Origin of the sequence: Lentzea alba, assembly GCF_011067745.1 — a bacterium.
Lineage (GTDB): Bacteria > Actinomycetota > Actinomycetes > Mycobacteriales > Pseudonocardiaceae > Lentzea > Lentzea alba.
On sequence record NZ_JAAMPJ010000008.1, the window covers coordinates 1 to 25,455 of the forward strand.

General features: G+C 68.0%; 26 protein-coding genes and 1 rRNA gene. 18 read left to right on the top strand and 9 right to left on the bottom strand.

What is annotated here, in order from left to right; all coding sequences use genetic code 11:
* The first annotated feature begins 7 nt into the window (after positions 1-7).
* A 5S ribosomal RNA gene (rrf, locus tag G7043_RS27190) occupies positions 8-124 on the top strand.
* A gap of 150 nt (positions 125-274) precedes the next feature.
* Entirely contained in the window at positions 275-1,096 is an 822-nt protein-coding gene (locus G7043_RS27195; protein WP_166050276.1) for an SMP-30/gluconolactonase/LRE family protein, read from the top strand.
* Here the strand turns inward: G7043_RS27195 and G7043_RS27200 are convergent.
* Positions 1,093-3,261 (bottom strand): P-loop NTPase fold protein, encoded by a 2,169-nt coding sequence (locus G7043_RS27200; RefSeq protein WP_166050278.1) that lies wholly within the window; start codon positions 3,259-3,261, stop codon positions 1,093-1,095. The two genes, G7043_RS27195 and G7043_RS27200, sit on opposite strands and share 4 nt — an antisense overlap.
* 90 nt (positions 3,262-3,351) lie before the next feature.
* Between G7043_RS27200 and G7043_RS27205 the strand changes: the two genes are divergently transcribed.
* The 3 genes from G7043_RS27205 to G7043_RS27215 are packed head-to-tail and all read left to right on the top strand — an operon-like array spanning position 3,352 to position 6,787.
* Positions 3,352-4,980, top strand: coding sequence for a circularly permuted type 2 ATP-grasp protein (locus G7043_RS27205; RefSeq protein WP_242642745.1), 1,629 nt, complete (start codon positions 3,352-3,354; stop codon positions 4,978-4,980).
* Positions 4,981-4,994: 14 nt separating this feature from the next.
* Positions 4,995-5,942: an alpha-E domain-containing protein gene (locus G7043_RS27210; protein WP_166050280.1), complete on the top strand. Its 948-nt coding sequence runs from the start codon at positions 4,995-4,997 to the stop codon at positions 5,940-5,942.
* A gap of 2 nt (positions 5,943-5,944) precedes the next feature.
* A complete protein-coding gene (locus G7043_RS27215) occupies positions 5,945-6,787 on the top strand; it encodes a transglutaminase family protein (protein WP_166050282.1) in 843 nt (280 codons plus the stop codon).
* 45 nt (positions 6,788-6,832) lie between these two features.
* Here the strand turns inward: G7043_RS27215 and G7043_RS27220 are convergent, their stop codons facing one another.
* Entirely contained in the window at positions 6,833-7,255 is a 423-nt protein-coding gene (locus G7043_RS27220; RefSeq protein WP_207311832.1) for a type II toxin-antitoxin system PemK/MazF family toxin, read from the bottom strand.
* An 89-nt stretch (positions 7,256-7,344) separates the two neighbouring features.
* Here G7043_RS27220 and lepA point away from each other — a divergent pair, with 89 nt between their 5' ends.
* Together lepA and G7043_RS27230 are read left to right on the top strand one after the other, a co-directional pair.
* Entirely contained in the window at positions 7,345-9,180 is a 1,836-nt protein-coding gene (gene lepA / locus G7043_RS27225) for a translation elongation factor 4 (RefSeq protein ID WP_166050286.1), read from the top strand.
* 32 nt (positions 9,181-9,212) lie between these two features.
* Positions 9,213-10,037, top strand: a complete 825-nt coding sequence (locus tag G7043_RS27230) for a DUF72 domain-containing protein (RefSeq protein ID WP_166051024.1) — start codon at positions 9,213-9,215, stop codon at positions 10,035-10,037.
* Between the two features lie 30 nt (positions 10,038-10,067).
* Here G7043_RS27230 and G7043_RS27235 read toward each other — a convergent pair whose 3' ends face one another.
* The gene (locus G7043_RS27235) at positions 10,068-10,916 is read right to left on the bottom strand and encodes a LysR family transcriptional regulator (RefSeq protein WP_166050288.1); all 849 of its coding nucleotides are present in this window, start codon (positions 10,914-10,916) and stop codon (positions 10,068-10,070) included.
* Positions 10,917-10,986: 70 nt separating this feature from the next.
* Between G7043_RS27235 and G7043_RS27240 the strand changes: the two genes are divergently transcribed.
* Positions 10,987-12,324, top strand: a complete 1,338-nt coding sequence (locus G7043_RS27240) for an FAD-binding oxidoreductase (protein WP_166050290.1) — start codon at positions 10,987-10,989, stop codon at positions 12,322-12,324.
* Positions 12,325-12,332: 8 nt separating this feature from the next.
* Here the strand turns inward: G7043_RS27240 and G7043_RS27245 are convergent, their stop codons facing one another.
* Complete coding sequence (locus tag G7043_RS27245) at positions 12,333-12,923, bottom strand: dihydrofolate reductase family protein (RefSeq protein ID WP_166050292.1); 591 nt, start codon at positions 12,921-12,923, stop codon at positions 12,333-12,335.
* 95 nt (positions 12,924-13,018) lie between these two features.
* Between G7043_RS27245 and G7043_RS27250 the strand changes: the two genes are divergently transcribed.
* Positions 13,019-13,480, top strand: a complete 462-nt coding sequence (locus G7043_RS27250; protein WP_166050295.1) for a winged helix-turn-helix transcriptional regulator — start codon at positions 13,019-13,021, stop codon at positions 13,478-13,480.
* Between the two features lie 37 nt (positions 13,481-13,517).
* Positions 13,518-14,129 carry a class I SAM-dependent methyltransferase gene (locus G7043_RS27255; protein ID WP_166050297.1) on the top strand — a complete coding sequence of 204 codons (612 nt, stop codon included), beginning with the start codon at positions 13,518-13,520 and terminating at the stop codon, positions 14,127-14,129.
* 54 nt (positions 14,130-14,183) lie between these two features.
* On the opposite strand, the gene G7043_RS27260 is transcribed toward G7043_RS27255, so the two are convergent.
* Together G7043_RS27260 and G7043_RS27265 are read right to left on the bottom strand one after the other, a co-directional pair.
* On the bottom strand, positions 14,184-14,408 hold the full coding sequence (locus G7043_RS27260) for a hypothetical protein (RefSeq protein ID WP_166050299.1): 225 nt from the start codon (positions 14,406-14,408) through the stop codon (positions 14,184-14,186).
* Between the two features lie 74 nt (positions 14,409-14,482).
* The gene (locus G7043_RS27265; RefSeq protein ID WP_390828141.1) at positions 14,483-14,914 is read right to left on the bottom strand and encodes a phosphohydrolase; all 432 of its coding nucleotides are present in this window, start codon (positions 14,912-14,914) and stop codon (positions 14,483-14,485) included.
* Between the two features lie 128 nt (positions 14,915-15,042).
* Here G7043_RS27265 and G7043_RS27270 point away from each other — a divergent pair, with 128 nt between their 5' ends.
* The 4 genes from G7043_RS27270 to G7043_RS27285 all read left to right on the top strand — a co-directional run bounded on the left by G7043_RS27270 (position 15,043) and on the right by G7043_RS27285 (position 20,732).
* On the top strand, positions 15,043-16,500 hold the full coding sequence (locus G7043_RS27270; protein WP_166050303.1) for a chitinase: 1,458 nt from the start codon (positions 15,043-15,045) through the stop codon (positions 16,498-16,500).
* A 128-nt stretch (positions 16,501-16,628) separates the two neighbouring features.
* Entirely contained in the window at positions 16,629-17,675 is a 1,047-nt protein-coding gene (locus tag G7043_RS27275; protein WP_166050305.1) for a nitronate monooxygenase, read from the top strand.
* A gap of 10 nt (positions 17,676-17,685) precedes the next feature.
* On the top strand, positions 17,686-19,209 hold the full coding sequence (locus G7043_RS27280; RefSeq protein WP_313888091.1) for a DUF885 domain-containing protein: 1,524 nt from the start codon (positions 17,686-17,688) through the stop codon (positions 19,207-19,209).
* Positions 19,209-20,732 (top strand): DUF885 domain-containing protein, encoded by a 1,524-nt coding sequence (locus G7043_RS27285; RefSeq protein ID WP_166050309.1) that lies wholly within the window; start codon positions 19,209-19,211, stop codon positions 20,730-20,732. Before G7043_RS27280 ends, G7043_RS27285 begins: the two co-directional genes overlap by 1 nt.
* On the opposite strand, the gene G7043_RS27290 is transcribed toward G7043_RS27285, so the two are convergent.
* Complete coding sequence (locus G7043_RS27290; RefSeq protein ID WP_166050311.1) at positions 20,710-22,125, bottom strand: amino acid permease; 1,416 nt, start codon at positions 22,123-22,125, stop codon at positions 20,710-20,712. The genes G7043_RS27285 and G7043_RS27290 overlap by 23 nt on opposite strands.
* A 108-nt stretch (positions 22,126-22,233) precedes the next feature.
* Complete coding sequence (locus tag G7043_RS27295; RefSeq protein ID WP_166050313.1) at positions 22,234-23,202, bottom strand: zinc-binding dehydrogenase; 969 nt, start codon at positions 23,200-23,202, stop codon at positions 22,234-22,236.
* A gap of 70 nt (positions 23,203-23,272) precedes the next feature.
* On the opposite strand from G7043_RS27295, the gene G7043_RS27300 reads away from it, so the two are divergent.
* The 4 genes from G7043_RS27300 to G7043_RS27315 all read left to right on the top strand — a co-directional run bounded on the left by G7043_RS27300 (position 23,273) and on the right by G7043_RS27315 (position 24,648).
* A complete protein-coding gene (locus tag G7043_RS27300; protein ID WP_166050315.1) occupies positions 23,273-23,485 on the top strand; it encodes a hypothetical protein in 213 nt (70 codons plus the stop codon).
* On the top strand, positions 23,482-23,928 hold the full coding sequence (locus G7043_RS27305; protein WP_166050317.1) for a ribonuclease domain-containing protein: 447 nt from the start codon (positions 23,482-23,484) through the stop codon (positions 23,926-23,928). Before G7043_RS27300 ends, G7043_RS27305 begins: the two co-directional genes overlap by 4 nt.
* Positions 23,925-24,188 carry a barstar family protein gene (locus tag G7043_RS27310; protein WP_166050320.1) on the top strand — a complete coding sequence of 88 codons (264 nt, stop codon included), beginning with the start codon at positions 23,925-23,927 and terminating at the stop codon, positions 24,186-24,188. The genes G7043_RS27305 and G7043_RS27310 overlap by 4 nt, the downstream gene beginning before the upstream one ends.
* Positions 24,189-24,288: 100 nt before the next feature.
* Positions 24,289-24,648: a DUF2690 domain-containing protein gene (locus tag G7043_RS27315; protein ID WP_166050322.1), complete on the top strand. Its 360-nt coding sequence runs from the start codon at positions 24,289-24,291 to the stop codon at positions 24,646-24,648.
* On the opposite strand, the gene G7043_RS27320 is transcribed toward G7043_RS27315, so the two are convergent.
* Positions 24,645-25,421, bottom strand: coding sequence for an enoyl-CoA hydratase family protein (locus G7043_RS27320; RefSeq protein WP_166050324.1), 777 nt, complete (start codon positions 25,419-25,421; stop codon positions 24,645-24,647). The genes G7043_RS27315 and G7043_RS27320 overlap by 4 nt on opposite strands.
* Between the last annotated feature and the right edge of the window lie 34 nt (positions 25,422-25,455).

The following is a 25,455-nucleotide window of genomic DNA, read 5'->3' on the forward strand; positions in this document are numbered from 1 at the left end:
ATAGTGTTTCGGTGGTTATAGCGTTGGGGAAACACCCGGTCCCATTCCGAACCCGGTAGTTAAGCCCTTCTGCGCCGATGGTACTGCACTGGTTACGGTGTGGGAGAGTAGGTCGCCGCCGAACTTAATTTAGCCCTGCGGGTTGAGCGCCAAAAGCGCTCCCCGCAGGGCTTTTTCACGTTCTGCCGACGGCTGATCGCCGGCGTGGGCGCCACGGACCGGTAGGCGGAAAAGCCGATGCGCCCCGCCGGCTCCAGTCCCTAGCGTCGAGCGCATGAGGATCCTCGCGCTGCTGTGCCTCGTGCTGTCCCTGACCGCCGCACCCGCCAACGCCTCACCGATCCACTGCCCCCAGCCGACCGTCTCCACGTTCCACACCGCCAACACCTGGTACGAGAACCTGGAGTTCGACGGCAACACCATCTGGCTCTCCAACCTGACCGGCAACGCCGTCGAGCAGTACCGCCTGGACGGCACCTTCCTGCGGAAACACGACCTCCGTGCCCCCGGCGCGATCCGCAAGGGCCCGAACGGCGTCCTGCACGTCAACTTCGGCAACGACAGCCCCGAGACGCGCCCCCAACCGTCCGGCGTGGTCCGCCTCACGCCCAACCCCGAGGTGTGGATCGGCGGTGACGTCCTGAGCTCCGCCAACGGCGCCGAGTTCGACGCCCGCGGCCACCTCTACGTCTCCGACCCCTTCACGGGCCTCTACGAGTTCGACCGTCGCGGCTCCTTGGTCCGCCACCTCGACATCGCCTACCCCAACGGCATCGTCACCATCGGCAACACCGTCTTCACCAACATCGTCATCGACCCGCGGTCCGCCATCGTCCGCATCACCGGCAACCGCCAAACGCGCATCGAACTCGGCGCCCCCGACAAGGGCCTCGACGACCTCGCCGTCGGCCCCGACGGCAAGCTCTACGTCACCACCTACACCAGCGGCGAGATCATCAAGGTCGACCCCTGGACCGGCGCCCACTGCGTCCTGCTCAACGGCCTCAAGAACCCGACCGCGGCCCGCTTCCTGCCCGGCACCCGCACGATGTTCGTCACCCAAGCCTCCGGCACCGTGCTGAAGGTCCGCCTCTAGAACAACCTGTTCGCCAACCTCGCAACCGCTTGCGCATCGCAGTCGCGCAGCAGTTCCCGCAGGTTCGCCGCAGCTTTCCGGTCAGAGTAGGCGAACCCGAGCCTGGCGATCGTCGCGCCCCACCGGACGTCGTCGCCGACCGCGTCGGCCAGGACCTGCCAGCCACCGCGCAACCGGTGCAGGTAGGCGGGCCACCTGACCGCGATCTCGGCGACGACGACCAGGTGGCACGCCAGGGTGACGTCCGAGGAACCCAGCACCCGCAGGTAGAACTGCCAGACGTTCAGCAGCCGCTTCTGTTCCCGCACGGAGTGTTCGGGCTGCGCGGCCAGCCGACGTCGCAGGTGCGTGCGGACTTCAGTGTGCCGTTCGATGACGACGACCACCTGTTCAGGCTGGTCGGCGATGACGTCGTCCACCTGCTTGTGGATGGTCGGCTTGGTTCCTTCGAACAGGACGGGTTCCTCGGCGTCTTCTTGGTGAATCTCCCCCAAGTGTGCGGTCAGCACCGCGTCGACCGTGTCCTCGGTCGTCCGTGGCAGGCGCACCGGCAGTTGCACGAGCTTTCGCAGGAACGTCCATCCTGGACTCGGGTCGTCGGGGTGGGCGACGACTTCAGCGTCGGCCAGCTCCTTGTAGGCGTGGTCGACGTGGGATGCCACCACCGATGTGTCCACGCCCAGAACGAAGCGCGTGTAGGGGAAGTCGTTCGACAGGAACACGTTGATCGCTTCGAAGACCTGTGCCGTTGTACGAGGCGTGCATCGGTCGAGATCGTCGATCAGTACCACGACCTGGTATCCGTGGCCCGCGAGATCCTCCAGCAACGTCTTGACGTCGTGCTGCACGAGATACAGGTAGCCGGCTTTCGCTCGGTAGTACGGGTCGCGGAGCACCGGGTCCGTGCCCGGTGCGGAGAACGCGGTACTGGCGATCGGCCCGGTGAACAGCTCACCAGGCAGGAACGCTGACGCTCGGCCGAAGAAGTAGCGCCGCGCTGTGTGCAACAGCCCGACTCCGGCGAGTCCTGCCGTCGCCCACCAGGCCCACGTGAGGTTGAGCTTGGTCAGCGCACCTAGTAGCGAGAGACCGAAACCCAGCCCGGCGAACGACAACAGCGGTGAGTAGATCCGCTTCCACATCTGACGCCGCAGGTGCATGCGGTCCACGCGGTGCACGTTCTTCGCGAACCAGTACTGCTCCTTGGCGTTCTGGTCGGGAATGATCGCCGGTTCGGCGGCTGTCGTGACCGCCGATGCCAGCCCCGCCCAGACCTGTTCACTCGACTGGTGCTGCCACGGGTTGAAGAACGCCACCAGAGGCTTGTCCGGGTTCTTGAAGAAGCGGGTGGGTTTGGGCGGGCGGTACAACATCAGGTCAGCGGCGAACGCCGTCAGCTTCCGCCCACGACGTGATTCGTCGGGGTCTCGCGTCAGCTTGCCGCGCACGAACTCGAGCACCGTGCTCTTGCCAGAGCCCCAGGCGCCCTCCAGCGTGATGACCGTCGGGCCGTCACCGGGTTCGAGCACCTCGGTGAGCGCGGTCACCAGCGCCTGCCTGTCGAGCAGGTCCTGGACGGCCACTCGGTCGTTGAAACCGCGCGTGGACACCACTCCGGCCAAGGGAGCCGCAGGCAGCCGCGGGTCCCAGATGTACAGGGTGCCGTCGGGGCCTCCGGACACGATGCGAGGCCGTCCGTCCGGTCCGACGTAGTCCAGGACGGAGGTCGCGGGACTCTGCTGTGCGGCGAATCGTCGTTGCTGCCCGGTGCGGACGTCCCACAGCCTGATGTTGCCGCCCTCGCTCGCCGAGATGAGCAGCAACTCGCGGCCCGAGGTGCAGATTCCGAGAGTGGTGATGGAGGACGTGTGAGCGCTCAGGCTCAGGCCGTTGGAGAGGTTCACGGTGCCGTCGACGGCCTCCGCGGTCACGCCGCCCAGCGTTACCCGCCGAACTCCGGTGAAGCTGCGCACGAAGGTCATGTCGTCGACGCCTTCGTAGAGCTCGCCGGTGTTCGCGCGCAAGTTCACCACGCCGTTCACCTTGATCAGCAGGTCGTCCGCCGGCCTCATGCTCACTGCGAACTCGGTGATCGGACTGTTGAGTTCGACAGCGCGTTCCAGCGTCATCCGGGGCGTGCGGTCGCGCGGTTCGGCTGAGCTCACGCCTGGAAAAGTACCGAGTTTCGTTTCCGGCAGGTTTCTGTCCGCTCGGGGTAGTGCGAAAACGGCACCAACAGGGTGAAGATGTGGACCATGGAACGCCGAGCCCGCACCTCAGGACTGCGCCGCAGCCGCACGGTCACCACGCCGAGGCTCGGTGAGCTGTTCAACGGCTATCTCAACCCTCAAAGGCCACACGCCGGCGCCTACGACGAGATGTTCTCCACGGACAACGGGGTGCGGTCTGCTTACCGCGCGTTGTACGAGTCGGTGGCTCCGTCGCAGGTCAACGAGCTGAACGCGCGGAGTGAGGCCCTTGGCCGGGCCTTTGTCGACCAAGGCATCACGTTCTCACTGTCCGGGCAGGAACGGCCGTTCCCGCTCGACCTGATTCCGCGGATCATCACCGCGAGTGAGTGGTCGAAGCTCGAGAAAGGCATCGTTCAGCGGGTGCGGGCGCTTGAGATGTTCCTCGCGGACATCTACGGCGACGCGCAGATCGTCCGGGATGGAGTGTTGCCTCGGCGTCTCATTACGTCGTGCGACCACTTCCACCGGGAGGCGGCCGGCATCAGTCCGCCCAACGGTGTGCGCATCCACGTGGCGGGGGTCGACCTGGTGCGGGACGAGCAGGGGACGTTCCGGGTTCTCGAGGACAACCTGCGGTGCCCGTCCGGGGTGAGTTACGTGATGGAGAACCGCCGGACGATGGCTCGGGTGTTTCCGGATCTGTTCGCGCGGCATCGCGTGCGGGCCGTGGGTGACTATGCGGTTCACCTACTACGAGCGCTCCGTAACGCCGCTGCGCCTAACGCGGCGGATCCGAACGTTGTTGTCCTCACGCCTGGGTTGGCTAACAGCGCGTACTTCGAGCACTCGTTGTTGGCGCGGCAGATGGGCGTGGAGTTGGTTGAGGGGCGGGACCTGTTCTGCCGCGACAACTTCGTGTACCTCCGCACGACTGAGGGGGAGCGCCAGGTTGATGTCATCTATCGGCGCATCGATGACGACTTCCTGGATCCGGTGCACTTCCGGCCGGACTCGGTGCTGGGCATCGCCGGTCTGCTGAACGCGGCGCGGGCGGGCAATGTCGTCGTGGCCAACGCGGTGGGCAACGGGGTGGCGGACGACAAGCTCGTTTACACCTACCTGCCGGAGATCGTGCAGTACTACCTCGGCGAGAAGCCGTTGCTGCCCAACGTGGACACGTTCCGGTGCTGGTTGCCGGAGGAGCGGGCGCACGTGCTCGACAAGCTCGACGAACTGGTGGTCAAGCCGGTCGAGGGGTCGGGCGGGTACGGGATCGTGTTCGGGCCGGACGCGACGGTGCGGGAGTTGAACTCGTTGCGGAAGCGGATTCGGAGCAACCCGCGCGGGTGGATCGCGCAGCCGGTGGTGCAGCTGTCGACGGTGCCCACCAAGGTCGGGGACAAGTTGGCGCCGCGGCATGTTGACCTACGGCCGTTTGCGGTCAACGACGGGAACTTCATCTTTGTGCTGCCTGGTGGGTTGACGCGGGTGGCGTTGCCCGAGGGCAGTCTGGTGGTCAACTCGTCGCAGGGCGGCGGGTCGAAGGACACCTGGGTGCTGGCGGCCAAGTCGTCCACGCAGGAGCGGGAACTCGCGGAGCCCGGGTTGGCCGGGACGTCCAAGATGGAGGCTGCGGCGGCCGAGCAGGGGCCGGAGCTGACCACCTCCCAGCAACAGCAACAGCAGCAGTAGGGAGGCGCGCGAAAATGCTGGCACGCAACGCGGAGTCGCTGTACTGGATCGGCCGCTACGTCGAACGGGCGGACGACACGGCGCGCATCCTGGACGTTTCGGTCCATCAGCTGTTGGAGGACGCGACGGTCGACCCGGACGCCACGTCCCGCCAGCTCCTCACGGTTCTGGGCATCACGCCGCCGGCTGGAGCTGACCAGTTCGACGTGTGGTCGTTGACGGAACTGGTGGCGTACAACAAGGACAACCCCAGTTCGATCGTCGCGTCGGTGAACAGCGCGCGAGAGAACACGCGTGGTGCGCGCGAGGTCGTGTCGACCGAAATGTGGGAGTGCCTCAACGCGATGTGGAACGCCGTTGCTGAACGGCAGACCTACGCGCGCGCGATGGGGCCACACGCGTTCTTCTCGTTCGTGGAGGAGCGGGCGGCGATGTTCGCCGGACTTGCCGACTCCACGATGTCGCGCGATGACGGGTGGCGGTTCCTCGTGCTGGGGCGGTCGGTCGAGCGTGTCGACATGATCGTGCGGCTGCTCCTCGCTCGCGTGGGGGACCGGGCTTCGTCGCCTGGGTGGGTCACCGTGCTGCGGTCGGCCGGCGCGCATGACACGTACCTGCGGACGTACAGGGGCGCGTTGGACGCGTCTCGCGTTGTGCAGTTCTTGTTGTTGGACAGGCTGTTTCCGCGGTCGGTGTTTCATGCGCTTAGGCAGGCTGAGTCTTGTTTGGAGCAGTTGGAGAACCAGCCGTCTGTGCGCGTTGGGGCACGGGCAGAGGCGCTGAGGTTGTTGGGCAAGGCGCGGAGCGAGCTGGAGTTCCTCAGGCCGCACGACTTGCTGGACGACTTGCCGAAACGTCTTGCGGCGTTGCAGAAGACGGTTCGAGATGTTGGTGAAGCCGTGTCGCAGCAGTACTTCCACGTGGCGCCGTGGGTCGCCTGGACGAACACCGAGGTGGGCTGACCATGAGCTGGCGAGTGCGTGTCGTGCACACGACGGGTTATCGGTATGAGGCACCGGTTGTGCAGTCGTACAACGAGGCGCGGCTGACTCCGCGTGGGGACAGGCGTCAGAACGTCGTTGTCTCGCGCGTTGAGACCACACCGGCTACGCGTGCCTATCGCTACACGGACTACTGGGGGACTGAGGTCACCTCGTTCGACCTGCACGCGCCACACAAGGAACTGAAGGTCGTCGCGTCGTCGGTGGTCGAGACGAGCGCGGAGATCGAACCCGTCACCACTGGTACGTGGGGTGACATGCGCGCGGACAACCTCGTGGACCGGTACACGGAGTTCTTGGAACCCACGCGCTACACGCCGCGCGACCGCGAGTTGCTGGCGGTGGCGCGGGAGTTGAAGAAGGGCCAGTCGCCGTCGGACGCGGTGCTGGCGGCGTCACAGTGGGTGTGGGAGCAGTTGAAGTACCAGCCGGGGTCGACCGGTGTGCACAGTTCGGCCGTTGACGCGTGGCAGGAACGCAAGGGCGTGTGTCAGGACTTCGCGCATCTGACATTGGTGTTGTTGCGCGGTATGGGGATTCCGGCGCGCTATGTGTCCGGGTACCTGCACACGAAGAAGGACGGCGCGCCGCGAGAGACGGTGCGTGGCGAGTCGCACGCGTGGATCGAGGCGTGGACTGGCGGGTGGTGGGGGTACGACCCCACGAACGCGATGCCTGTCGGGCCACGGCACGTGTGGGTGGCACTTGGGCGCGACTATGCGGACGTTGCACCGTTGAAGGGGATCTACTCGGGTGGGGCGGCGACCGCGCTTGAGGTGACGGTCGACATCACCCGCCTTGCGTAGCACGCAGGCGCGGGCACGCTGAGGTTCAGCGCGCCCGCGTCACGTTCAGCGCCAGCCGTGACGTTCGCGCAGGGCGTCCACGACCTGGCCGAAGGCGGCGGGTGCCAGCACGGCGCCCTCACGCCGGATGTCGTCGTCCGAGTCCAGGGCGAACACGCGGTCGAGGCGCAGGTAGGACGGCCGGCCATCGCGGTCCCAGGCGCCCGCGCCCAGTTCCAGGAAGTCGTCGCGCGGCTCTTTCGAGGAGAGCATCAGCGCCACGAGATCGCCGTTCGCGTGCCCGACGACCAGAAGCGGACGGTCCTTGCCGCGGGAGGCGTCCTCCTCGAACGGCACCCAGGCCCACACGACCTCGCCGGGGTCGGCGTCGCCGTCCACGGTGGGGGAGTAGTCCAGCTTCGCGGCCCTGGCCGCGTCGAAAATCTCGCGCACCGCGCCCTTGGCGGGGCGGGGGTCCTCACCGTTCATCAGCACGAACGCACCCTAGTGGTGCAGGGCACACCGGCCGCTATGGGACCATGAGGGGACACCCGTCCGATTTCCTGCTGAGGACCACCTTGACCACGTTCGCCGACACGACCTTCACGCCGCCGGAGCTCATCCGGAACTTCTGCATCATCGCGCACATCGACCACGGCAAGTCCACGCTGGCCGACCGGATGCTGCAGATCACCGGCGTGGTCGAGGCGCGGGCGATGCGCGCTCAGTACCTCGATCGCATGGATATCGAGCGTGAGCGCGGTATCACCATCAAGGCGCAGAACGTGCGCCTTCCGTGGCAGGTCGACGGGCAGGACCACGTCCTGCACATGATCGACACGCCTGGCCACGTCGACTTCACCTACGAGGTGTCCCGCGCGCTGGAGGCCTGCGAAGGCGCCGTGCTGCTGGTGGACGCCGCGCAGGGCATCGAGGCGCAGACGCTCGCGAACCTGTACCTGGCGATGGAGAACGACCTCACCATCATCCCGGTGCTGAACAAGATCGACCTGCCCGCCGCGGACCCGGACAAGTACGCCAAGGAGATCGCGCACATCACCGGCTGTGAGCCGGAGGAGGTGCTGCGGGTCTCCGCGAAGACCGGTCTCGGCGTCGGTGAGCTGCTGAACGAGGTCGTGAAGAAGGTCCCGGCCCCGGTCGGCGAGGCGAACTCCCCGGCGCGCGCCATGATCTTCGACTCGGTCTACGACACCTACCGCGGCGTCGTGACGTACATCAGGGTCGTCGACGGCAAGATCACGCCGCGCGAGCGCATCAAGATGATGTCCACCGGTGCGACCCACGAGATCCTCGAGGTCGGCATCGTCTCGCCCGAGCCGAAGCCGTCCCGCGGCCTCGGGGTCGGCGAGGTGGGCTACCTGATCACCGGCGTGAAGGACGTCCGCCAGTCCAAGGTCGGCGACACGGTGACGTCCGAGAAGAAGGGCGCCGCCGAGCCGTTGGCCGGCTACCGCGAGCCGCGGCCGATGGTCTACTCGGGCCTGTACCCGGTCGACGGCTCCGACTACCCGGAGCTCCGCGAGGCGCTGGACAAGCTGCAGCTCAACGACGCCGCGCTCACGTTCGAACCGGAGACGTCGGCCGCGCTCGGGTTCGGTTTCCGCTGCGGCTTCCTCGGCCTGCTGCACCTGGAGATCACGCGCGACCGCCTGGAGCGCGAGTACGGTCTCGACCTCATCTCCACGGCCCCCAACGTGGTCTACCGCGTGGTCATGGAGGACGGCACCGAGATCGTCGTGACGAACCCGTCCGACTGGCCCGAGGGCAAGCGCGCCGAGGTGTACGAGCCCGTCACGAAGTGCACGATCATCGCGCCGTCGGACTACATCGGCGCGATCATGGAGCTGTGCCAGACCAAGCGCGGTCAGCTGGGCGGCATGGACTACCTGTCCGAGGACCGCGTCGAGCTGCGCTACACGATGCCGCTCGGTGAGATCATCTTCGACTTCTTCGACTCGCTGAAGTCCCGTACGCGTGGCTACGCGTCGCTGGACTACGAAGAGTCGGGCGAGATGATGGCGGACCTGGTCAAGGTCGACATCCTGCTGCAGGGCGAGGCCGTCGACGCGTTCAGCGCGATCGTGCACAAGGACTACGCCTACGCGTACGGCACGCGGATGGCCACCAAGCTGCGCGAACTCATCCCGCGGCAGCAGTTCGAGGTGCCGATCCAGGCCGCCATCGGCGCTCGGGTCATCGCCCGCGAGACGATTCGCGCGATCCGCAAGGACGTTCTGGCCAAGTGCTACGGCGGTGACATCACCCGTAAGCGCAAGCTGCTGGAGAAGCAGAAGGAAGGCAAGAAGCGCATGAAGATGGTCGGCCGGGTCGAGGTGCCGCAGGAGGCCTTCGTCGCCGCGCTGTCCACGGACGAGCCGAAGGGCAAGAAGTAGGCGCAGTGGCGCGTCTTCAGGTCGGCTGCGCCATGTGGAACCACAAGGCGTGGCTCGGGCGGTTCCTGCCGCAGTCGCTTCCCGCAGGGGAGCGACTGCGGGCCTACGCCGGCTGGTGCAACGCCGTCGAGGGCAACACCACGTTCTACGCGACGCCCGCCCGGAAGACCGTCGCGACCTGGGCGCAGCAGACCGATCCCGGCTTCCGGTTCGTGGTCAAGCTGCCCAAGGTCGTCACGCACGAGCGTCGGCTGGCAGGCGTCGAGGTGCAGATGCGGGCGTTCCTGGACGCGATCGAACCCCTCGGCGAACGTGCGGTCCTGTGGACCCAGATGCCCGGCTCGTTCGGCCCGACGGAGGTCGACGCCCTGGCCCGCTTCCTGCGCAGGCTGCCCGTCGGCCTCCAGCGTGCCGTGGAGGTGCGTCACCCGAAGTTCTTCACCGACGCCGGCGCGACGTCGTTGCTGGAGGGGGCGCTCGCCGGCGCGGACGCCGAGTGGGTTCCGTTCGACACCACGGTCTTCTTCCAGAGCCCGCCGACCAGCGAGGCCGAGCGGGAGGCCTGGGACAGGAAACCGCGGTTGCCGCGGCGGACGCGGGCGCTGACCGACCAGCCGATCGTCCGCTACCTGGGCCGGGACTCGGTCGAGGAAACGGTCGAGGGGTGGCGGCCGTGGACCGAGGTGGTCGCCGACTGGCTGCGGGAGGGCCGGTCGCCGACGGTGTTCCTGCACACCCCCGACAACGACGACGCGCCCGCGCTCGCCCGCCGGTTCCACGACGACGTGCGAACGCTCGTGCCAGACCTCGACGCACTACCCGAGCCCGAGCCGGTCGAGCCGGCGACGCTGTTCTGAGCGCCGGATCCGCTTGTCGGGTCCGGCTTTTCACGGTTGGGCAGTCGCGGCGGCGAGCGCGGCGACCCTGGCGGTGCGGGCGCCGGTACGCCAGCACAGCACCCAGCGCACGGGTGGCGAGCCCGCGGCGAAGGGCACCATCGCGAGAGTGGGCCGGGCGAAGTAGTCGGCGGCGTGCGCGGCCAGCGGGCACACGCCCTCCCCGGCGGCGACCCGCGCCATCAGGTCCAACAGGGTCGCCGGAGCAGGCGGTTCGGGATCGCGGCGGTAGGGCGCGGCACGACGGCCGGCCCGGAACACCACCTCGCCGTCGAGATCGTCGAGCGTCACTGCGGTGCGGGCGGCCAGCCGGTGCTCGCGTGCCACGGCGAGCACGACCGGTTCGGTGTACAGGAGCGGGCCTTCCTCGAGCCCGGCTTCGTCCGGGCCGACGGGTGCGTTGGTGACGGCGACGTCGACCTCGCCGGAGCGCAGCAGGTCGAGCGGGTCGGTGAAGCCGGTCTCGCGGAAGACGATCTCGACACCGGGGTTCTTCTCGCGGAACCGGGTGAACACCGGGGCGGCGAGCTCGGCGACCGCGGGTGCTTCCAGACCGACGGTGAGCACGCCGGTGATCCCGCGGCCGGCCGCGACGGCGGCGGCGACCCCGCGTTCGATGCGGTCGTGTCCCGCGCGGACGTCGGCGTAGAGGGCGGCGCCGACCGGGGTGAGCGCGACCCGCCGGCTGGTGCGCTCGAACAGGGCCACCCCGAACCGGCGTTCCAGCCGGGCGATCGTCTGGCTCACGCGCGCCTGCGACACCAGCAACCGCTGCGCCGTGCGACCGAAATGGAGCTCCTCCGCGAGCGCCAGGAAGATCTCGATCTCACGCCGTTCCATAACTTCCAGGTTATCAGTCGATGCTTGATCTGACGTTGTTCCCGCAGCTCAGCGCAGACAGGATCGTGTCATGACCGATTACCTCACCAAGACCGATCCCGGCTACGACACCGAGCGCCTCGGCTACAACCTCTCCGTCGAGCACCGGCCTGCGGTCGTCGTTCCGGCAGCCTCCGTCGACGACGTGATCGCCGCCGTCCGCCACGCCGCCGCGCACGGCCTGGGCGTCGCCGTCCAGGCCACCGGGCACGGCCCGTCCCGCAGCGCCTACGGCCAGGTCCTGATCACCACCTCGCGGCTCGACGGGATCACCATCGACCCGCACGCCCGCACCGCCCGGATCGAGGCCGGAGTGCGCGGCGGAGCGTTGGTGCGTGCCGCGGCCGAACACGGACTCGCACCGCTCAACGGCTCCTCACCCGAGGTCGGCGCGGTCTCCTACCACCTCGGCGGCGGGCTGGGGATTCTCGGCCGCAGCCTCGGCTGGGCCGTCGACCACGTCCGCGCCGTCGAGATCGTCACCGCCGACGCGTCCGGCCACGTCGAGCTGCGCCGCGTCACCGCAACCGAGGACCCGGACCTGTTCTGGGCGTTGCGCGGCGGCGGCAAAGGAACCTTCGGCGTCGTCACCGCCCTGGAGATCGACCTGCACCCGATCACCCGGCTCTACGGCGGCGGCATGCACTTCGCCGCCGACACCGCCGAGCGCGTCCTCGCCACCTGGGCGGAGTGGACCCGCACCGTCCCCGAGGAGATGAGCTCTTCGGTGCTGCTCATCCGGATGCCGGACCTCCCCGCCCTGCCCGACACCCTGCGCGGCCGCTACCTGCTGCATCTGCGGTTCGCCTACACCGGCTCCGCCGACGACGGAAAGCAGCTCGTCCACCCGTTCCGCGAGCTCGGACCGATCACCGACACCGTCACCGAGATGCCCTACAGCGCCGTCGGCACCATCCACGCCGAACCCACCACCCCGGTGCCGTTCCACGCCCGCAACACCATGCTGGAATCGCTGGACCCCGCTGCCGTCACGGAGCTGTTGCGCCACGCCGGCCCTGATGCCGACGCCCCCTACCTCGTCGAGCTGCGCCACACCGGCGGCGCTCTGAACCGGCCCGGCGCGGTCCCCAGCGCGCTCGCTCGCCGCGACGGCCAGTACGTCCTCTACGCCGGAGCTGCCGCACAACCCGCAGAGCTACCGGCACTGCGCACGGCGTTCACCCGGCTGTTCACCGCGATGAACCCCTGGAGCACCGGCGGCGTCTGCGTGAACTTCCTGTCCGGCCCCGACATCACCGCCACCGAGCTCGCCACCGGCTACCTCCCCGGCGACTTCGACCGGCTCGTCGCCATCAAACGCATCGTCGACCCGCACGACATGTTCCGCACCCATCACGGCCGAGCATGACGACCCGCTTACCGCCGCACCTCGTAATGGAGGTGGGTGACGCCCAGCGCCGGGACGACCTCGACGAGGTTCAGGCGCACGTGTTCGGGCAGTTCCTGGAAGAACGGGCGGCCGCCGCCCAGCAGGACCGGCACCTGGTGCAGCACGATCTCGTCCACCAAGCCGGCCTTGAGCGCCGCGGCCAGCACACCGCCGCCCATCAGGCCGACGTCCTTGCCCTGTGCGAGTTCGCGCGCTTGAGCGATCGCGTCCTCGATGCCGGTGGTCACGAGGGTTTGCTGGTCGCTGACCTCGATCTGGTCGTGGCTCAGCAGGACCAGGCGTGCGTTCGGGACCGGGCTGCCGCCGCCGAACCGTTCGGAGTCCTCGTAGGTGTTGCGGCCGGCGACCATGGCGCCCACGCGAGCGGCCAGCGAGTCGAACAGCGGCGCGCTGGCCTCGCTCAGCTTGAAGCCGTCGAAGACCTGGCTCGGGGTGTCGCCGCCGAAGTACCAGTCGAAGAGCACGCCACCGTCGCCGAGACCGTGGCCGGCGCGAGGATTGCGGCCGGTGATGTAGCCGTCGACCGAGACCGAGTGGGCGCTCAGGACCTTGCTCATCGTCGTGACCCCGTTTCTGAGTTCCTTCAAGAGACGCTGGGAACCGTAGCAGGGTTAAGTTCCTTAAGGGAACCCCGAGTTGCTAGGCTGGCGGCATGCAACGCACGAGCTTCAGTGGGATGGCGTGCTCGATCGCGCGCACGCTCGACGTGATCGGGGAGCCCTGGTCGCCGCTGATCCTGCGCGACGTGTGGGTCGGGATGAACCGGTTCGAGCAGCTCCAGGCCGATCTCGGGATCTCGCGCAAGGTGCTGACCGAACGGCTGAACCACCTCGTCGAGCAGGGGGTGCTGGAGCGCCGCCCGTACGACCGGCGGCCGCGGTACGAGTACGTGCTGACGCGGAAGGGCGCCGAGCTCGTCGACCTGCTCATGGTCATGAAGGGCTGGGGCGACCGGTGGCTCGCGGGCGAGGCGGGCCCGCCGGTGCTGTACCGGCATCACGCGTGCGGAGAGATCGCGGACGTCGAGCTGCGTTGTGACCACTGCGGCGAGCCGATGCGGGCGGATGACGTCGACCTGCTGCCGGGCCCGGGCGTTGCTGGAACGGCAACATAGGTTGCCGATTTCGCACGGCCTGGCGCATCTTCGAACCATGACGACTGCGCAGGAGTTCTGGGAGACCTTCTACTCGGAGCGGGACCAGGTCTGGTCCGGCAAACCGAACCCGTTGCTGGTGCGGGAGGCCGAGCGGCTCACGCCGGGCAGCGCGCTGGACATCGGGTGCGCCGAGGGTGGCGACGCCGTCTGGCTGGCCAAGCGGGGCTGGCGGGTGCTGGGCGTCGACGTGTCGCAGGTGGCGCTGGACCGGGCGGTGAAGCACGCGTTCGAGGCCGGCGTCGAGATCTCGGTGGAGCAGCACGATCTCAAGGTCACGTTCCCCGAGGGGTTGTACGACCTGGTCAGCGCTCAGTTCCTGCACTCGCCCGTGGAGGAGGACGGGGAGCGCAACAGCATCCTGCGGCGGGCGTCGGAGGCGGTGGCGCCCGGCGGACACCTGATCGTCGGCGGGCACGCGGGGGCGCCGTCGTGGTCCGAGCACCAGGACTACTACTTCCCGACGACCAAGGACGTGCTCGACCACCTCAAGCTCGCGGACAACTGGATCGTCGTCACGGACGAGGTGGTCGAGCGGCCTCTCGTCGGGCCGGACGGTCAGGAGGAGACGCGCAAGGACAACGTGCTGACCGTCAAGCGCCTGTTCTAGAAACGCGAAGGCCACCCGCGGCAACGTTGCCGGGGTGGCCCAGGGGGTTACTCGTCAGGCGCGGATCAAGCGGTCCATCGCCTGGCGGTTGATGATCGAGCGGAGCTCGCCCGTCTCCTCGGCGCTGTGGCGGGAGAGGATGGCGTCCAGCTCGAGCCGGTCGCTCTCGGTGGTGTAGCTGGCCAACTGCCGCTCCAGGCTCCGGCGCTTCAGGCGAGCGTCACGGCGGGAGGCCAGGCTCGTGCGCAGGGACTTCACGGACAGGTCGTGGCGGGTCATCTTGTCCTTCCAATCTTGGTTACGAATCGATAATACACCCTGCTCACGTGGCCTGTACCGATGAAGAAGGTTAGTTAACTCACGAACTCGTCGAGCAACCTCAGCGCGCTCGCGTACTTGGTCTGCAGGCGCTCCTGCAGCGCGGCGTCGAGGCGGGCCATGCGGGCCGGCGAGAGGTTGTCGGCGATGTCGGCGCGCTTCACGGAGAGTGCCAACGGGTTCGCGGCGACGCGGCGCAGGTAGACGTCCTGCGGTTCGTCGGGCAGGTGCGACAGCGCGACGACGGCGTCGACCACGACGGTGGGGCAGCCGCGAGCGAGCAGATCATGAGCGGTCACCGGGGTGTCCTCGATGACGTCGTGCAGGACGGCGGCCATCTTCGCGTGTTCACCCGTCACCGATGCCATCACCCGCAGCGGATGTCCGATGTACGGGCGGCCCGACTTGTCCACCTGACCGTCGTGGGTGGAGGTGGCGAGCGCGATGGCGTCTTCGAGGGTGAACACGCGCATCAAGCTAACGGATCAACTTGATACATCCGATGACCAGCGCAGTGCTTGACCGGACGTAGTGGTCTAGTCCATTTTTAGGACAACTCACAACATGGCCGCCGCATGATGTGTGGAGGTGGACCATGTCCAAGACCAGACGAGCAGCGGTAGCGCTGCTGTCCGCGCTGTTCGCCTGCGCCGGTCTGGTGTTGGTGATCAACGGCAACGCCGTCGCCGCGAACCTCGCGGCCAACAGCGGCTTCGAGGCCGGCAACCTGAGCGGCTGGACCTGCACCGAGGGCACCAGCGCCACCACGAGCACCAAGCGCAGCGGCACCTACGCGCTGCAGGGTGCGCCCGCCGGTCAGAGCAACGCGCGTTGCCAGCAAACCGTGACGGTGCAACCGAACACGGCCTACAAGCTGTCCGCGTGGGTGCAGGGCAGCTACGTCTACCTCGGTGTCACCGGCGGCGTCGAGAAGAGCACCTGGACGCCGGGGGCGAGCAGCTTCACCCAGCTCACCGTCGACTTCAACAGCGGCGGCGCCACCAGCGTGACCATCTACCTGCACGGCTGGTACGGCCAGCCCGCCTACTACGCGGACGACGTCAACCTCGACGGCCCCGGCACACCGCCGACGACCACGAGCACCACGACGTCCACCACAACAACCACAACCACTACTACGACCAGCAACCCGCCGAACACCGGTCTGCCCAAGCACGTGCTGACGGGCTACTGGCAGAACTTCTACAACGGTGCGCGCGCACTCAGGTTGTCGGACGTCCCCACCACCTACGACATCGTCGCGGTTTCGTTCGCCGACGCGACGGCCGTGCAGGGACAGGTCGCGTTCAACCTCGACCCTGGGCTGAGCAGCCAGCTCGGCGGCTACACCGACGCGCAGTTCAAGGCCGACGTCAGGACCCTGCAGAACCGCAGCCAGAAGGTGATCATCTCCGTCGGTGGTGAGAAGGGCACGATCAGCGTCGGCAACTCCACGGCGGCGACGAACTTCGCCAACAGCGTTCGGAGCCTGATCTCCAACTACGGCTTCAACGGCGTCGACATCGACCTGGAGAACGGCGTCAACGCCACCTACATGGCACAGGCGCTGCGCAGCATCCACGCCGGCGGCGGCACCGTCATCACCATGGCGCCGCAGACGATCGACATGCAGAACACCGGCGCCGAGTACTTCAAGCTGGCGTTGGCGGTCAAGGACATCCTGACCATCGTGAACATGCAGTACTACAACTCCGGCTCGATGCTCGGCTGCGACCAGCAGGTCTACAGCCAGGGCACGGTCAACTTCCTGACCGCGCTCGCGTGCATCCAGCTGCAGAGCGGCCTGCGGCCCGACCAGGTCGGCCTCGGCCTGCCCGCGTCACCGTCGGGCGCCGGTGGTGGGTACCAGTCGCCGTCCAACGTCAACAACGCGCTCAGCTGCCTCGCCCGCGGCACCAGCTGCGGCACGTTCAAGCCGAGCACGACCTGGCCGTCCATCCGGGGCGCCATGACGTGGTCGATCAACTGGGACGCCTCGAACAACTGGCAGTTCGCCAACACGATCGCCCCTCACCTGGACTCCCTGCCCTAGGTGATGGACACCTCGGCGTCACGTCCACAGTGGACGTGACGCCGAGGCCGTTCGGAGCAACGCTTGCGTCATCAACGACACAGGGGTTTCGCCGGGCATCCACCCCTTCGTCCAACTAGGTTGGGCTCATGTTCCACACGCTGGCCGTGCCCGTGATCGCAGCGCCCATGGCGGGCGGCGCCTCCACTCCCGAACTGGTCGCCGCGGTGAGCGACGCGGGCGGGTTCGGGTTCCTGGCAGCCGGCTACATCACCGTCGAGCAGCTCGCGGAGAAGATCGCCCAGACGAGCCAGCTGACCAGCAAGCCGTTCGGGGTCAACCTGTTCGTGCCCGGCACGCGGCCGACCGCGGACATCTCGTCTTACGTGGACCGGGTCAAGGCCTGCGCGGCCAAGATCGGCGTGGTGCCGGGCGAACCGCGCTGGGACGACGACAACTACGCGGCGAAGCTCGAACTGGTGCTGGCGCTGCGGGTTCCGGTGGTGTCGTTCACGTTCGGGCTGCCCGACGCGGACGACGTGCAGCGGCTCAAGGCGACCGGTACCACGATCGTCGTGACGGTCACCACACCGAGTGAGGCACGGCAGGCGCAGCAGATCGGCGCGGACGTGCTGTGCGTGCAGGGATCGGACGCCGGAGGTCACCGCGGCACGTTCACCGACGACGGCATCTCGCCCGGCGGTGGCGAGCTGTACGGGACGCTGGCCGCGGTGAGGCTGGTGAAGAGCACGGTCGACCTGCCGGTGATCGCGGCCGGCGGCCTCATCAACGGCGCGGACGTCGCCGCCGTGCTGGCGGCGGGTGCGGTCGCGGCGCAGTTCGGCACCGCCTTCCTGGGCTGCCCCGAGGCGGGAACCGCGGTGGCACAGCGGGAAGCGCTCGCGGAAGGGGCCCGCAGGACGGCACTCACGCGGGCGTTCAGCGGACGGCCCGCGCGGGGTCTGGTGAACCGATTCCTGATCGAGCAGGGCCCGTACGCGCCCGCCGCGTACCCGAACGTGCACCACCTCACCAAGCCCGTGCGCGCGACCGGCGAGCTGGAGGTCATGTCGCTCTGGGCGGGCACCACGTACCCGCTCGCGACGGCCGAACCGGCGGGCGACATCGTGCGAAGGCTCCACGACGAGCTCACGGATGTGGTCAATTCCTTGGCGGAGCGCTTCAAGCGCAGCTAAGAAGGAGGGCGTGACCTCGCTCTCCGAAGAGACGTTCCAGGCGATGATGGACTTCTCGCCGATCTTCGCCACGCTCGTCGGCGTGCCCGGCTGGGACGACCGGCTCGAAGACATCAGCGTCGACGGCCAGCAGTCCCTGCGGGCCAGGCTGACGGACGTCCTCGCCCGCGTCGAGGAGAGCGACGAGGACGCGGTCGCCCGGGACGTGATCAGGCACCAGGCCACCTCGATCATCACGAGGATCGACGCGCGGCTGGTCGAGCACACCGTGTCGCGCGGGTTGAACGCTCCGGTCGCGGGCCTGCTCAGGTCCGCTTCCCAGGTCGACTTCTCGCAGCGGCGGCACCTCGTTCCGCACTTCCTCGACCAGGCCGGGCAACGGCTGCTCAACACCGACCGCAGGCCGTTGCGCCGGCACGTGCAGGGCGGGGCTGCCTACGTCGAACGGTTCCTCGCCTCGCCGCGCCAGGAGTGGGAGGGCGACGCGGACCTGCGCCCGGCGTTCGCCCGCTATCGCGAGGTCCTGCTCGGCCTTCCAGGACGCGACGACGAGCAGGCGGGACTCTGCTGGCTGCCCGACGGCGAGGAGAACTACCGCAAGCTCGTCCGCGACTACACGACCGCTTCCTACACCCCGGCCGAACTGCATCAGCTCGGGCTCGACCTGATCGCCGGGCTGCGCGAGGAGTACGCGGAGATCGGCTCGCGGGTGTGGGGGACGGGCGACGTGCCGGAGATCTTCCGGCGGTTGCGGACGGATCTGTTGTGGGCCAATGAGGACGACATGCTCGTGGACGCGGTGAAAACCGTCGCGCGGGCCGAGGCCGAGGCACCGAACTGGTTCGGGCGGCAGCCGTTGGCGCGTTGCGAGGTCCGGTTCGTGCCGGAGATCGACCGCCAGAACGCCGCGTTCGCCTACTACGAGGACGCCGCGCTCGACGGGTCCCGTCCCGGCGTCTACTTCGTGAACCCGTTGAACGCCACCGGACGCAGCCGCACGGTGTCCGAAGTGACGGCGTTCCACGAGGCCATTCCGGGCCACCACTTCCAGCTCTCGATCGCCGCCGAGACCGAACTGTCGAACCTGCGCAAGTTCGCGTTCATCGACTCCTACATCGAGGGCTGGGGCCTCTACACCGAACGCCTGGCGGACGAGATGGGCCTGTACTCGTCGGACGAGGCACGGCTCGGCATGCTGGGGCTCGACGCGATGCGCGCCGGCCGGCTCGTGGTCGACACGGGCATCCACGCGCTCGGCTGGTCGCGGCAACAGGCCGTCGACTACCTGAGCGAGAACACCGTGATGGACCACACGGAGATCAGCTCCGAGGTCGACCGGTACATCGAGACGCCGGGCCAGGCGCTGGCGTACATGGTGGGGCGCCTGGAAATCCAGCGGGTCCGTGCCGAGGCCGAGGAGAAGATGGGTTCGCGGTTCGACGTGAAAGCGTTCCACGACCTGGTCCTGGAGAACGGCGTGCTGCCGCTGTCCACGCTCGCCGACCTGGTCACCGACTGGGCGGGGAGGCCCTGATGTCGCTCGCTGACGAGATGTTCCAGGCGACCATGGACTGGGCGCCGTTCATGGCCACGATGTACGGGCTGGAAGGCTGGGACGACAAGCTCGAAGAGCTGAGCGTCGAGGGCGAACAGGCGTTGCGGGCGCGGATCGCCGACGTCCTGCGCCGCGTCGAGACCAGCGACGAGGACCCCGTCACGCTCGCCGTGATCAAGCACCAGGGCGAGTCCATCGTGGCCAGGATCGACGCCAGGCTGGTCGAGCACACCGTCGCGACGGGCTTGAGCGCGCCGGTGACCGGCCTGCTGATGGTCGCGTCGCAGCTGGACGTGTCGCAGCGGCTGGACAAGATGGCGCGGTACGTCGAGCAGGCGGGTGCCCGCGTCCGCGACTCCGACCGCTTGCCGATGCGCCGGCACCTCCAGACCGCCACCACGCGGCTGGAGAGGTTCCTCGCCTCGCCGGCGCAGGAGTGGGAGGGCGAGTTCTCCGGCGAGATCCGCACCGCCATCGCCGGGTACCGCGACGTGCTGGCGTCGACCGAAGGCCGTTCCGACGACCAGCCGGGCCTCTGCTGGCTGCCCGAGGGCGAGCAGAACTACGCCAACCTGGTCCGCAACTACACGACCGCCTCGTACACCCCCGACGAACTGCACCGGCTCGGGCTCGACCTGATCGCCGGGCTGCGCGAGGAGTACGCGGAGATCGGCTCACGGGTGTGGGGGACGCGTGACGTGCCGGAGATCTTCCACCGGCTGCGCACGGAACTGTTGTGGGCAGGCGAGGACGAGATGGTGGCGCACGCGGTCGAGGCGATCGCGCGGGCCGAGGCCGAGGCACCGAACTGGTTCGGCCGCATGCCGGCGGTCGGCTGCCAGGTGCGTCCCGTCGACGAGGCGGAACGGCAGACGGCCGCGATCGCGTTCTACCAGCCCGCGCCGGTGGACGGCAGCCGTCCCGGCACGTACTGGCTGAACCCGTTGGGCGCCACCGAACGCAGCCGCACGCTGTCCGAGGTGACGGCGTTCCACGAGGCCGTGCCGGGCCACCACTACCAGCTCACCGTCGCGGCCGAGACGGACCTGCACAACATGCGGCGGTTCGCGTTCATCGAGGCCTACCTGGAGGGCTGGGGCCTCTACACCGAACGGCTGGCCGACGAGATGGGCCTGTACTCGTCGGACGAACAACGCTTCGGGATGCTCAGCCTCGACGCGATGCGCGCCGGCCGGTTGGTCGTCGACACCGGCCTGCACGCGTTCGGCTGGACCCGGCAGCAGGCCGTCGACTTCCTGCGCGAGAACACCGTCATGACCGAGCCCGAGATCAACTCCGAGGTCGACCGGTACATCGAGACGCCGGGCCAGGCGCTGGCGTACATGGTGGGGCGCCTGGAGATCCAGCGCGTTCGTGCCGAAGCGGCCGCCCGGCTGGGCGACCGCTTCGACGTCAGGGAGTTCCACGACCTCGTGATCGGGCTCGGACCGGTGCCGCTGTCCGTGCTCGACCAGCAGGTCACCGCTCGGACTTCTCCATGACGGAGTTGCGCTTCGAGTAGGCGAAGTAGATCACCAGGCCGATCACGAACCAGACCGCGAACCGCAGCCAGGTCTCCGGGGTGAGGAACGTGATCAGCCAGATGGAGAAGATCACGCCGATGATCGGCACCACCGGCATGCCCGGCGTCTTGAACGTGCGCGGCAGGTCGGGCTGCTTGTAGCGCAACACGATCACGGCGATGCACACGACGACGAACGCCAGCAGGATGCCGATGTTGGTGAGCTCGGCGGCCTCCGCGATCGGCAGGAACCCGGCGATGACCGCGGAGGCGATGCCCAGCACCCAGGTGATGCGCGACGGCACGTGCTTCACCGGGTGCGTCTTCGCGAACCATTGGGGCAGCAGGCCGTCGCGGCTCATCGAGTAGCCGACGCGGGCCGCGCCCAGGAGGAACGTGAAGAGCACCGTCGTGATGCCGAGGATCGCGCCGACGCTGATGATGATGCCCAGCCAGTGGAAGCCGATGTCCGCGAACGCCGTGGCGAACGCGCTTTCGGCGTCGACGTCCTTGTAGTTGACCATGCCGGTCAGCACGAGGCAGGCCAGCACGTACAGGACCATCGAGATCGCCAGCGAGTAGATGATCGCCTTCGGCATGTGCCGCTGGGAGTCCTTCGACTCCTCCGCCGCGGTGCTCATCGCGTCGTAACCGAACACCGCGAAGAAAACCGTTGCGGCACCGGTGAAAGCGCCGCTCAAGCCGAACGGGAAGAACGGGTTGTAGTTGTCGGTGTCGATGTGGAAGACGCCGACGCCGATCACCAGCAGCACCACGGCGACCTTCAGGTACACCAACGTGGTCTCGAACCGCGCCGCGTTCTTCATGCCGAGGTTCAGCACGTACGCGATCAGCAGGCAGAGGACCACCGCGAACAGGTTGACCTTGTAGCTTCCCGGTTCGACGCCTTGCCCTTCTGTGCCGGGCGCACCCAGCATCCATTGCGGGAGCTGGATGTTGAGGAGGCTGAGCAGCTCGGTGAAGTAGCCCGAGATGCCGATCGCGACCACCGCCACGATCGCGGTGTACTCGAGCAGGAGGTCCCAGCCGATGAACCAGCCGACGATCTCCCCGAGCACCGCGTAGCCGTAGGTGTAAGCGCTGCCCGCCTTGGGGATCAGGCCCGCGAACTCCGCGTACGAGAACGCCGCCGCCGCACTCGCGACGCCGGCCACCAGGAACGAGATCAGCACGGCCGGGCCCGCCGTCTTGTTCGCGACGGCGCCGGCGAGCGAGAAGATGCCCGCACCGATGATGCCGCCGATGCCGATCGCGGTCAGCTGCCACAGGCCCAGCGTTCTGGTGAGCCCCTCGCCCTTGTCCTCGGCGATCTGGTCGATGGGCTTGCGCCGGAAGACGCCCTGGGTAGTCATGCCTCAGCTCCCTTGATGGTGGGTCCGGGCGAACTTATTCGCGTCAACTGTCACGCGGTTTGTCCGAACCCACCAATCAGAGAGCCGATTTTTGGCCCTTCGTGCTGTTTACGGCCTGCTGAGGACGATCTTGCCCGCCGTTTCGCCGTCCAGCATCGCTTTCAGGCCCTGCTCGGCGTCCTCGAACTTCAGCTCGGCGCCGATCTGCGGCTTGAGGTCGTTGAGCGCGCAGAACCGGATCAGGTCGCCCAGCTCCTCGCGGGTGCCCATGGTCGAGCCGACCACGCGCAGCTGCAGGAAGAACAGCCGCTGGAGTTCGGCCGCGGTAGCGTCACCGGACGTCGCGCCCGAGATCACCACGATGCCGCCGGGCTTCAACGCCTTCATCGAGTGCGACCAGGTGGCCTTGCCGACCGTCTCGAAGACCGCGTCGACCCGTTCGGGCAGCCTGGCACCGGACTCGAACACGTCGTGGGCGCCGAGGGAGGTGGCCAGCGCGCGCTTCTCCTCGCTGCGGCCGGTGACCCAGACGCGGAACCCGGCAGCGCGGCCGAGCTGGATGAGCGCGGTCGACACACCGCCCGACGCGCCCTGCACCAGCATCGTCTGGCCGGGACGCAGGCCCGACTTCACGAACAGCATCCGGTACGCGGTCAGCCACGCCGTGCCCATGCAGGCGGCCTCGGCGAACGACAGGTCGGCGGGCTTGGGCAGCGCGTTGCGGGCCGGCACGACCACGTAGTCGGCGAACGTGCCCTGGTGCTTCTCGGTGAGCAGCGTGCGCTTCGGGTCGAGCGTCTCCTCACCGGACCAGCTCGGGTCGCCGATGACGGAGTGCAGCACCACCTCGGTGCCGTCGTCGAGAACGCCGGCACCGTCGCAGCCCAGGATCATCGGGAACTGCTCGGGCTTGATGCCGACGCCGCGCAACGTCCACAGGTCGTGCATGTTGAGGCTGGCCGCCTTCACGGCGACGCGCACCCACCCGTCCGGGACCTCGGGCTCGGGGCGCTCGCCGACGCGAAGCGAGGCCAGCGGGTTCTCGGGACTGGGTTCTGCTGCGTAAACGGCGAACATGGTTCGCAACATACCCATCCGGGGGCTGGCCAAATGCCGTGACACCGGTCACGGGACTAGGGTGGGGCGGGTGGACTGGCTGGTGCAGTGGTGGGACGGGGTCGAGCTGTGGGTCGTGCAGCTGCCCGTCGCCGTGCAGTTCCCCGTCGTGATGATCGTGGTGCTGCCGGCCTGTCTCGGCGTGGCGCGCCTCATCGACAGGGTTGCGGACTGGGGCGCGAAGAACCCCGCGTCGGCTCCTGAGCCCGAACCCGAGCCCGAGTCGGAGAAGGTCGCCGCGTGAGTCCTGGTCGTCGCCTGACCGTTGCCCTGGTCGGCCTGATCGCGCTGGTCGTGGTCGGGTGGTTCGTCAAGGACAACGTCGCCAACCCCGAGACGCCGCCCGCGAGCAGCTCGCCGTCGGCCTCGCAGCTCGCCGTACCTGGTGCGTCGTCTTCGAAACTGGACGTGCAGGCTCTTTCGAAGCTGCCGGTCGAGGCCGCGAAGACGTGGAAGCTGATCGAGGCGAAGGGTCCGTTCCCGTACCCGCGCAACGACGGCGTGACGTTCGAGAACCGCGAGAAGCGGCTGCCGCAGCAGAAGTCCGGGTACTACAAGGAGTACACCGTGCCGACGCCCGGTAGCCCGGACCGCGGCGCCCGCCGGATCGTGACCGGTTCGGAAAAGGAAGTCTTCTACACCGGCGACCACTATTCGACGTTCGTCGTCGTGGACGTGAGCAAATGAAACGGCACATTCTCGTTTCGGAAAAGCAGGCGGCTATCGCTGCCATTGCGCAGGCTTTGGACTTCCCGGACTGGTTCGGGCAGAACCTGGACGCGTTGTACGACAGCCTGAGCGATCTCTCGTGGCTGCCCGAGGGTGAGTACGTTCTGGTCGTGCCCGCTGATTTGGACTCTTCCGTTTCGGAGGTCCTGCGTGACGCTGCGAAACGGACCGCTGAATCAGGTGACCGAAAACTGCGGGTGATTCGCACAGAACGGTGACTTGGGCTGCGCTTTTGCTGTCCGGAGTGGACAGTGCAGACCCATGGGAACGCAATTCCGCCGCTTGAGCTGTGTGCTCAGCGTCGTTGCAGTTGTTGGTGTGCTTTGTCCGGCGGTCTCGTTCGCCGGTGACCCCGACTGCTCGCAGGAGGGGCCGTTCACGCCGTTCGAGACGATCGACGGCGACAACCCGGTGACCATGCAGAACGGCCGCGTGATCGAGCTGCGGGCGTCGAACAAGTCCAAGTGTGCCTGGGGCCGCATCTCCTACGGCACGCCGGGCGAGGAGATCTGGACCGACCGCAAGGACCCCTCGGCCAACTCGCACGAGGGGTTCCTCGGGTACACGCGGATCGACTCCGGCTCGGCCAAGTACACGGAGGCGTTCAAGAACGACGGCAAGGTGATGCGCGCCTGCGGTTCGTCGCAGGGCGTCATCGAGTGCACCGGCTGGTTCTAGCCTTCTGTGGGAACCCAGGAGGGCTTGCGCTTCTCCTTGAACGCCGTGATGCCCTCCTGGCCCTCCGGTCCGCCGAAGTGTTGCGCCGAGAGCTTGAGCATGTCCGCGAAGACCTCGCCGAGGTTCGTGGACCGTTCCTGCTGCAGCATCTCCTTGGTCGCGGCGAGCGCGTTGGGGGCGCCGAGCGCGAGCATGTCGGTGTAGCGGCGGACCTCGGCGTCCACGCCGTCGACCGGCACGGCGGAGTTGAGCAGGCCGATCTCCTTGGCGCGCTGGGCGTCGAAGGCCTCGCCGGTGAGGAACAGCTCGTGGGCCTGGCGGGGGAGCAGGCGCGGCAGCACGGTCACCGAGATCACGGCCGGCACGACACCGATCCGGACCTCGCTGAACGCGAACGTCGCCTCGTTCGCGGCGACGGCGATGTCGCAGGCCGCGACGATGCCGACGCCGCCCGCGCGGGCCGGGCCCTTGAGCGCGGCGACGACCGGTTTCGGACTGGTCCAGAGCTGCTCGAGGATCGCGGGGAACTCGTTGACGCCCTGGTCTCCCGCGCTCGCGCCGGCGGCCTCCTTGAGGTCCATGCCGGAGCAGAACACGGTGCCCGTGTGGGTCAGCACGACCACCCGCACCTGGTCGTCGCTTGCGGCCGCGGTCAGGTGCTCCTTGAGCTCCCGGCGCAGCTGCGCGGACAGGGCGTTGCGGTTGTGGGGAGAGTCCAGCGTGATCGTCGCGATGCCACGCCGCACCTCGTAGTGGACCAGCTCGTCTGCCATGTCGCTGACCTTAGCCGGGCTCCTTCTTGACAGC